Raw genomic sequence first — 7,506 nt, forward strand, 5'->3', positions numbered from 1 at the left:
GACTCCATCACCGCGGGCGAGCGGATTGGCCACGGCCTGAAACCCTACGATACCAAGTCCTTCTACAAGGACTACCCGAAAATGTCCGCCTTGGGAAAGATGCTGCAGGACCATACGTACGCCCTGGACGCGCTGTCCGAGGCTAAGCGAGTCGATTCGGCCCGCATCGGGGTCATCGGCCACGGGCTCGGCGGATGCAACGCGCTGTTTGCGGCCGCCTTCGATGAACGTGTGCAGGTCTGCGTCGCCAGCGGGGGGTTCACCCGCTTTGCGGACGACAAGGAACCGCAGCGCTGGGCTTCGGAAGAAGGATTCGTGTACTGGCCCCAGCTTCGGGAGGTCATCAAGAAGCGGGAATTCGCATTCGATTGGGAGCACATTCTGGCGCTATGCGCGCCCAGCCCCACCTTGATCCTTACTGCTTTGAACGATCCTTCACTTTCAAACACCAAGAGCTGTGAGAAAGCAGGGAAACTCGCCAAGGGCGTCTACAAACTACTGGGCGCCTCCGATGCGCTGACTCAGGTCAGCCACTCCGACGGCGACGATTTGTCGCCCGATGTTATAATAAGGGCAGACGATTGGTTCGAACGGTGGCTTTAGTCAGGCCGTTTGATCTAAACCTTCCATTTGAGACATGGAATCATAGAAGTACGGAATACAGTCTATGCGCTTCGGTGTACATAGTCGTGTGAATTCATTCCTTAAGGCGCGTTTTCAAGGACCGATGACGAGATTACCAGGAAGTAGCGAGGAGTATTCATGGGACTGTTGCAACGGAGCGTTCAGCAGACGACGAACGTCGTCCACCCGGAAGTTGCAGGAAAAGTTGCGCGGCTTGTCGACAGCATCGAAAAGGTCATTTTCGGCAAGCGGGAAGTTGTAAAGCTTTGTGTAGCAGGCCTTTTGGCCAAGGGGCACATACTCATCGAGGACGTGCCCGGGATGGGCAAGACGACACTGGCCCAGGGGTTGGCGCGGTCCATCGAAGGCACGTTTCACCGGGTTCAGTTCACGAGCGACATGCTCCCCTCGGATATTTTGGGTGTGTCGGTGTTGAACCAAAAACTTCACGAATTCGAGTTTCGCCCCGGTCCTATCTTCGCAAATGTCGTCCTTGCAGACGAAATCAACCGCACTCCCCCCAAGACCCAAAGCGCCCTGCTGGAGGCCATGAGCGAGTTCCAAATCTCCATTGACGGGGTGTCACGCCGATTGCCAAGACCGTTCATCGTGCTCGCGACGCAGAACCCAATAGAGTACGAGGGAACCTATACCCTGCCGGAATCTCAACTTGACCGATTCATGCTCAGGGTAGCCATGGGATACCCAGGTGATGAAGACGAGATGCACATCATGCGGCGGCGGGACCCGATCTCCACATTGGAGAATCTTCAACCCGTTCTGACGGCCCAGGAGATCGTCGACCTGCAGGACGTCACCGGGCTGATCATGGTTGAAGAAAGCGTGGCGCGGTACATTCTCGCGATTATCCAGGGGACGCGTTCGCACGAGTACATCCAGTTGGGCGCCAGTCCGCGCGCGACCGTGTCATTTTACGAAGCGTGCCAGGCGCGCGCACTCGTGGAAGGGCGCGATTTTGTGACGCCGGACGACGTGAAGACGATGGCGGGACCCGTACTTGCCCACCGTATTCTGGTGAAATCGCGCGACAACAATCCCATCGCATCGGCCAACGCCCGCGCACGGGCGATTGCCGAGATCGTACAAAAGACGCCTCTACCCGAATAAACGCCATGTCGATCTTTACACGCTTTCGCAGACGGCGGATGCTGCGCGGCGGTCAGGTCTTTCTGGTCACCGCTGTGCTGATTCTGCTTGCCGCTTGGAACACGGGAAACAACCTCTACTATCTCCTGTTCGGATCGCTTGCATCGTTTGTGTTGGTTTCCGCGTTTCTTTCGGGATACAGCCTGCGCAAATTGCACATTGAGCGGGAAGCGCCCGCGGCCGCTCATCGCGACGAAGCCTTCGCGCTGACCATACGCATCGAGAATCGAAGGCGTATTCTGCCGTCCATCAGCGTGCGCGTGGAGAATGCGGACGCGCCAGGCGTTTCCATCGGATACGTCATGGCAATTCCCGGCAAGCACACGGCCATTGTGCGCACCAACGGGAAATTCGAGAAGCGCGGCGTCTATGAATTGCCGGACATTGTCCTGGTCACATCATTCCCGTTTGGGCTGATCGAGTCACGGAGACGTATCCGCGATCCCCATGAAATTGTCGTGTATCCGCGCGTGCACGCCGTGAGGACCGCCGTCGTCGAAAAGTCGCGCGCAACAGGGGAAATACCGCAAATCTCCCGCGGCGCAGGAGATGAATTCTTCAGCCTGCGCGACTACATTCCCGGCGATGACTTGCGTCACATCGCGTGGCGCGCTTCCGCGCGAAGCGGAACCTTATTGGTTAAAGAACTCGAGAAACAGGCCACACGCCGCGTCGTATTCGTGTTCGACTCGCGGCGTGTCGATCTGCCTGACTTCGACGATCATTTTGAGCAGGCCATCGAATTGGTGGCCTCGCTGGCGCAATCGTTGTTGAATCGCCAGTATGCGGTCGCGCTGGTCACGTCGAGTCTTTCCGTGGGAGAAGGTGAAGGCCAGGCTCACGCGCTCAAGATTCTGGACGCGCTGGCTCGGCTGAATCCCTCCGAAGGCGATACGCCGGACCCGTTCCTTCACTCGGAGTATCTCCAGGAGAATCGGCGTGTAACGTACTTGTTCATTTCTCCCGACCCGCTTCAGTGGGGTCAATACGGGGCATTGGGCCAGAACCGCGTACTGGACCCGCGCGAGGTGATTCATGCCTAAGGGAGTCATGTCCACGTTGCGCCTCAGTACCACCGCGATGGTATTCAGCGGCTATTTCGCTTTGCTGACGACGCGGGATTACAGTCCGCTCGTCCTCTTCTGGCCCACGATGTTCATGTTGCTCATGCCGTGGTGCGAGCGCGCAGATGCCCGTTCTCCCGCATATCGCCGCTTCACCTGGACCGTCACGCTGCTCTTTGCCGTGGCGGGCATTCCCGCGCTGCCATTCGTTTTGGGAGGCGTACTGCCAGGGCTCGTGGGCCTCTTCGTGTTCATACAAGGTTATCTCTTGTTGCACATGAAGAAGTCGCGCGACTACCACTATTTGATCCTGATGTCGTTCTTCTTTCTTGTCTCGGGGTGCCATCTGGACCCTGAACCTTCCTATGGGTTGGTGCTGTCGCTCTTCGTTATCAGCGCGGTGTGGACGTTCGTGTCCCTCTTGATTTACTCGGAATCCCACGAGAACGAAGGTAGACCGTGGGCGGAGATTGTGGAAACGGGAACGCGCGAGAATTACGTTCCATCGCCGCTGCCTAGGTTGTTCGACCGCAATCTCATTGCGACGATGTCGCTCTTGTCTGTGGGCGCGGTGATGATGACGATAGGGATCTTCTTGCTCACGCCCCGCATGGAAGCCGGCGGACTTGGCGGACGGACACAGGGTCTCACGACGACAACAGGTTTAAGCAACACGGTCGACGTGTCACAAAGCGGCCGAATTCTCGAGAACCAGGCGCCGGTCATGCAGGTCACGTTTCCCGATGAGCCCAATGGCCAGTTGCAGGGTGCGGGCCGGGATGGAAAGCTTGGCATCGTACCCGTCTCCAGAATGTATTGGCGCGTCACTACATTGACGCGGTTCGACGGATCGCGTTGGGAGCGATTTCCCACTACGGAAGAGAAGTATAACGATAAGCCGGGACGTTTCTACTTCTTTCCAGGTACGGACGATTCGGTGGATCGCACGGGACTACCTCATCGCAGAACGGTCAGACAGGAGATCTTCCTGGACGATCAGGAGGCCAATGGCCTTCCTGCCTTGCCGCTCGTTCGATCGGTGCGCATAAAGAACGGCCGCATACAGTGGGACGCGAACGGTGACTTTACCGTGGCGCCGACGCGCCGCTCCCAGCAGGCTTTGAGTTACGAAGCCATTTCGGAAGTCGAGAGTTTCGGAGCGGACGAGCTGAGAGCCGCGCCCGGCAACTACGAAGAAGTGCTTGGATACGATTATGGCACTCTCACCCAATATCGACTCTCCGAACAGAGCGTCGCATTGGCACGTCAAGTTACAGCAAACGCGCAGACCGCCTACGACAAGGTTCGCGCAATCGAAGAATTTCTCTCCAGCGACACGTTCTTCTACACCTTGGATGTACCCGATCTCGGCGCCACGGCCCCCATCGACGAGTTTTTGAACGCGCAGCGCGCGGGCCATTGCCAGTTGTTTGCGACTGCGATGGCGATGATGGTGCGCAGCCTCGGCATACCGTCACGCGTTGTGAGCGGTTACCGCGGAGGGGAATGGAGCGAAGGCGATAGCGCCTATATCGTACGCAAGAGCATGGCCCATCTGTGGGTGGAAGTGTACTTTGTCGGAATTGGCTGGGTGACGTTTGACCCCGCGCCGCAAACCGACGAAGACCCCACTGTCGTGGAGCAAATTGGCCTGGCAATCACGCACCAAATCCTCAACATCAAATTGCTCTGGTACCGTGACATTGTTGGTTTCGAGGGCGGTTTCCAAATGGGTGATTTGCAATTGCTGGCCATTCGAATCGCAAACTTCGATTTCAGCTTCCTGAACCCCAGCGCCTTGCTCAGCCCCATGGTTGGATCTACGCTCGGCCGTGGCGTTCTGTGGCTGGTTGCGATTATTGCAGGCACATGGTTCATGGTATTTGCCTTCACGCTGAAACGGACGCCTCGCGGGTTTCGAGGCGCATTGACGGCAGACCAATCGCGCGCGGCTCAACTGTTCGCGCGCCTGAAGCGGCACTTGCGCTCACAAGGCATGGACTGCCGTGGGATGAGCGCGCGGGAAATCCTGGAACTTGCCGCCGCGGGCGAGCCTGGAATCGATACGCATTCCCTGAATACCTTGCTGGACGAGTACAACAAGGTTCGCTTTGGAGGCCGGGGAATGTCGAAGGTCCAGTTTGTAGAACTCAAAGCACTGATAAGGCGGCTGCGAAGACCCAAGCCGGCGCGGTGACGTCCGTGCTCCGGCTATTTGCCGAGTAGTAACGCGACAGCGTTGGGTCCCCACAAGGTGACTGCCAAGTCCGGCTTTTCGTCCGCATTGAAGTCTGCCGAACACAATGCGTAAGGCTGCGCGTCCTTGTACGGATACTCTTCGCGCCCGAAGGAGAGGCGCGAAGCCGAAGGTGCCGACTGATTCGAAAACACGACTACTTGGCGGGAGGCCCGGCAGGCGACGGCCATATCGACCTTGTTGTCTCCGTTGAAGTCCTCGACCACCAAATCCCGGATTTCGTGTTCCACGACTGCGCGATTGTTCTCCTTCCCCACTTCGACTTCCTGCGTGACGCTGAACGAAAAGCCGCCATCTCCATAGAAGACCACAACGGAATCGCTCGTAAAGCAGTGCGCTACGACCAAATCCGTCTTGTCGTCACCGTTCATATCTCTGGCGACGAGGCGCAACGGCAGGGGGCCGCGACTTGGTATGCGGGTCGCTTCGGCAAACCCTCCCTTGCCGTCGCCGCGAAAGAACGCCAGATCCCCGCTGCTATAGAGGGCCACGGCGAGGTCCAGTTCCCCATCGCCGTCGAAATCGGCAGCTTGAACATCACGGGGTCCTCCCTCGCAGGGGAACATAACCGGCGCGCCAAAGTAGGAGGTCTTGTCGCCGGGGAAATACACAAGCACGTCGCTCGACCATCCCGTCGCGACAACATCGCGGTAACCGTCCCGGTTGAAGTCACGCACTGTCAGGGACGTCAAACCCGGCACCGTGTAAATGGGCACGCCATCATTGTCGAGAATGCGATGATACTGGAGATCGGTTTCGGGCACGGCGTAGTTCAGCGCTTCAAACCCTTCTTCTCCGAGATTCCGAAAGAGTGTCAGGTGCCTTCGGCGGGAAGGAGGCTCGTGGAAACAAACGGTGACGATATCCAACGCTTTCAAGGCGTCGATGTTTGCGAGAACCACCGCGTATGGGGCAAAACCGGCCTTTAGCGGAGGCTTCGGCAAGTACTCAAGATTCCCCTGCGATTCGAGGTAGGACAACTCATCGTTTGCGGGACGTTCCTCGCGCGGATTCGTCATCGATCCGCGATCGGCGGTCACAATCTCAGGAAGACCATCGCCATTGAGATCGGCCGCGGCGATCGAACACGGATTCGGCCCAACATTGAACCATTTCCCGTATTTAGTGAACAGTTCGGCGCGCGATTGAAACGATGCCGCGACAAACAACAGAACCGCGATCAAGACTCTGTCTCGCGAAATGTGAGTGCGGAATCTCATGGGCGGCGCCTCGCCAGCTTTGCCGCCAAATCGATGGCCGCGCACAGGCTGTTTTCGCGCGCTTCGCCTTTCCAGGCAATGTCGTACGCGGTACCGTGATCGACGGACGTGCGCACCACAGGAATTCCCAATGTCACGTTCACTCCTTCATCCATGGCAATCAGTTTCAACGGAATGTGCCCTTGGTCATGATACATGGCAATCACCATGTCGAATTCGCCTTCGTTCATGCGCCGAAACACCGTGTCCGGCGGATAGGGGCCAGAACAATCGATTCCTTCTCCGGCGCACAGTGCAACGGCGGGTTCAATCTCGCGCGCTTCCTCGCTTCCGAGTATACCGGCCTCCCCCGCGTGCGGATTCAGTCCGGCAACCGCAATGCGCCGGCGTTCGAGACCGAGACGCACCAGTGAATCGTGCCCGATACGAATCGACTCCGCGATGCGATCGCGCTTGACCATTGCAATCGCCTCGACAAGCGGATAGTGCGATGTGATGTGAACAATCCTCATTCGGTCCGTGAACAGACACATACGGTAATCCTTGGATTGCGTTTCCTCCGCAAGGATTTCCGTGTGGCCGGTGTAGCGAATACCCGCGAGGTGCAGCCCCTCCTTATTGATGGGACACGTCACCACTCCATCCAGCGATCCCGCCATGCACGCGCGAATAGCCGTCCGCAGCCACGCGACTGCACACCGTGCGGCATCCGCATCCAGCGTTCCCGGCCTTAGATCGGGCGCGACAACACCCGCTTCGTAGATGGCGACAGCGCCGGACTCCACCGGCAGTTCGTCCAGCGAGCCAATTACGTGAGCGCGGGGTGCATTGGGGGCAAAACGCCGTGCTTCGCCCCATGCCTTTGCGCTGCCCAAGACAACAGGGACGCAGTGTTTGCGAATGCGCGCATCGCACATCGCTTTAACGAGGATCTCGGGTCCAACGCCGTTCACATCGCCCATCGTAATTGCGAGACGGGGCAATACGGCCTGATTGTGTTGCGGTTTCACGGGATGCAGGGATTCCTTCCATCAGAGACAGTGCCACTCGAAGATCGTGTGAGAGAAGATAGAATACGTGAATCGGTGCAGGACCTGCCACTTGACTTCCATTGATTTCTCTTAAGGGACGCGGCGCTACCGGATGCCCGGTCTAGGCCAGATTCTTCGTCCGC

6 protein-coding genes are annotated in these 7,506 nt (G+C 57.9%); 4 read left to right on the plus strand and 2 right to left on the minus strand.

Annotation, left to right across the window (positions count from 1 at the left end; genetic code table 11):
• The 4 genes from K1Y02_23775 to K1Y02_23790 form a co-directional block, all read left to right on the plus strand.
• The coding region (locus tag K1Y02_23775) for a prolyl oligopeptidase family serine peptidase (protein ID MBX7259399.1) at window positions 1–603 on the plus strand (603 nt) is incomplete at its 5' end.
• 159 nt (window positions 604–762) lie between these two features.
• Window positions 763–1,752 (plus strand): MoxR family ATPase, encoded by a 990-nt coding sequence (locus K1Y02_23780; GenBank protein ID MBX7259400.1) that lies wholly within the window; start codon window positions 763–765, stop codon window positions 1,750–1,752.
• 5 nt (window positions 1,753–1,757) lie between these two features.
• A complete protein-coding gene (locus K1Y02_23785; protein MBX7259401.1) occupies window positions 1,758–2,834 on the plus strand; it encodes a DUF58 domain-containing protein in 1,077 nt (358 codons plus the stop codon).
• Complete coding sequence (locus tag K1Y02_23790; GenBank protein MBX7259402.1) at window positions 2,827–5,052, plus strand: DUF3488 and transglutaminase-like domain-containing protein; 2,226 nt, start codon at window positions 2,827–2,829, stop codon at window positions 5,050–5,052. Before K1Y02_23785 ends, K1Y02_23790 begins: the two co-directional genes overlap by 8 nt.
• Window positions 5,053–5,066: 14 nt before the next feature.
• On the opposite strand, the gene K1Y02_23795 is transcribed toward K1Y02_23790, so the two are convergent.
• Both K1Y02_23795 and pdxA read right to left on the minus strand, forming a co-directional pair.
• Window positions 5,067–6,332 carry a VCBS repeat-containing protein gene (locus tag K1Y02_23795; protein MBX7259403.1) on the minus strand — a complete coding sequence of 422 codons (1,266 nt, stop codon included), beginning with the start codon at window positions 6,330–6,332 and terminating at the stop codon, window positions 5,067–5,069.
• Window positions 6,329–7,342, minus strand: coding sequence for a 4-hydroxythreonine-4-phosphate dehydrogenase PdxA (gene pdxA, locus K1Y02_23800; GenBank protein MBX7259404.1), 1,014 nt, complete (start codon window positions 7,340–7,342; stop codon window positions 6,329–6,331). The genes K1Y02_23795 and pdxA overlap by 4 nt, the downstream gene beginning before the upstream one ends.
• Window positions 7,343–7,506 lie beyond the last annotated feature (164 nt).

The organism is Candidatus Hydrogenedentota bacterium (assembly GCA_019695095.1).
GTDB lineage: Bacteria > Hydrogenedentota > Hydrogenedentia > Hydrogenedentales > SLHB01 > JAIBAQ01.